We start from the raw sequence: 1,387 nt of genomic DNA on the forward strand, positions 1-1,387 counted from the left end.
TGTGCTCGCCCCATGAGTCGTGTTCTGTTTCAGATCTTGGGTTTTGCCTGACGGGGCCGGTTTTGGTCCGGTGTCCTGATGGCATGGGCGATACCAGGCTGCCGCCGGTGGTGCTGTCGGATGCTGAGCGGCTGACGTTGGAGAGCTGGGCCAGGCGGCGTTCAACTGCGCAGGGCCTGGCCCAGCGCGCGCAGATCGTGCTGGCGTGCGCGCGAGGGTGGAACAACACCGTGGTGGCCGCGCGGTTGGGCACAGAGCGCAAGACGGTGGCCAGATGGCGGATGCGGTTCCTGCGGGACCGGCTGGAGGGCCTGTCGGACGAGCCGCGGCCCGGGGTGCCGCGGACCATCACCGACGCCCAGGTGGAAGAGGTGGTGGTCCGCACCCTCCAAGAGACACCCGCAGGCGGGACGCACTGGTCGAAGCGGGAGCTCGCCAAAGTCGTGGGGATCTCGCCCGCGAGCGTGCTGAGGATCTGGCACGCCTTCGGCCTGCAGCCCTGGCGGACCGAGACCTTCAAAATCTCCCCGGACCCTCTCCTGATCGACAAGATCCGTGATGTCGTCGGCCTCTACCTCGCCCCGCCGGCCAACGCGGCGGTGTTCGCGGTCGACGAGAAACCCCAGATCCAGGCCCTTGAGCGGACCGCGCCGGTACTGCCGATGCTGCCCGGTGTCCCCGAACGGCGAACCTTCGACTACGTCCGGCACGGCACCGTCGACCTGTTCGCCGCCCTGAACACAGCCACCGGCAAGGTGATCACGAAACTGTCCGCACAGCACCGGGCCGTGGACTTCCGTGACTTCCTCGACGAGATCGACCACCAGACCGATCCCGGCCTGGCGGTCCACGTCATCTGCGACAACCTCTCCACCCACAAGGCACCAGTCGTGCGCAAGTGGCTGCTGGCGCATCCCCGGTTCCAACTGCACTTCACGCCCACGTACTCGTCGTGGATCAACCAGGTCGAGCGGTGGTTCGCCGAACTGGAACGACGCTGCCTCCAACGCGGCGTGTTCTGCTCACTCGACGACCTCAAGGCCGCACTCGAGAACTGGATCAAGGTCTGGAACGACCAGGCCCGACCCTTCAAATGGACCAAGACCGCCGACCAGATCCTCGACCGCATCTGCCGCTACTGCGACAGGATCTCCAAACCAGATCACTAGGTGTATTGACCCGCAGCGTTGTTTACGCGGCTGATGGGTGGGTGTCCGCCCAGTGCGGTGTGGGAGCGGTGGTGGTTGTAGGTGTGGAGGAAGTCTGCCAGGGCTGCTGTTCGCTCGTCGTTCGAGGTGTAGGGCCGTAGGTAGGCCCATTCCTCGAGGAGGGTGCGGTTGAAGCGTTCGACCTTGCCGTTGGTCTGCGGCCGGTAGGGCCGGGTTCG

General features: G+C 65.8%; 2 protein-coding genes. One reads left to right on the forward strand and one right to left on the reverse strand.

The window, feature by feature from the left end:
- The first annotated feature begins 83 nt into the window (after positions 1-83).
- Positions 84-1,169, forward strand: a complete 1,086-nt coding sequence (locus tag ACFWBW_RS41725; protein ID WP_385385157.1) for an IS630 family transposase — start codon at positions 84-86, stop codon at positions 1,167-1,169.
- On the opposite strand, the gene ACFWBW_RS41730 is transcribed toward ACFWBW_RS41725, so the two are convergent.
- The coding region (locus tag ACFWBW_RS41730; RefSeq protein WP_385385160.1) for an integrase core domain-containing protein at positions 1,166-1,387 on the reverse strand (222 nt) is incomplete at its 5' end. The two genes, ACFWBW_RS41725 and ACFWBW_RS41730, sit on opposite strands and share 4 nt — an antisense overlap.

Source organism: Streptomyces sp. NPDC059957, from assembly GCF_042730015.1.
GTDB lineage: Bacteria > Actinomycetota > Actinomycetes > Streptomycetales > Streptomycetaceae > Streptomyces.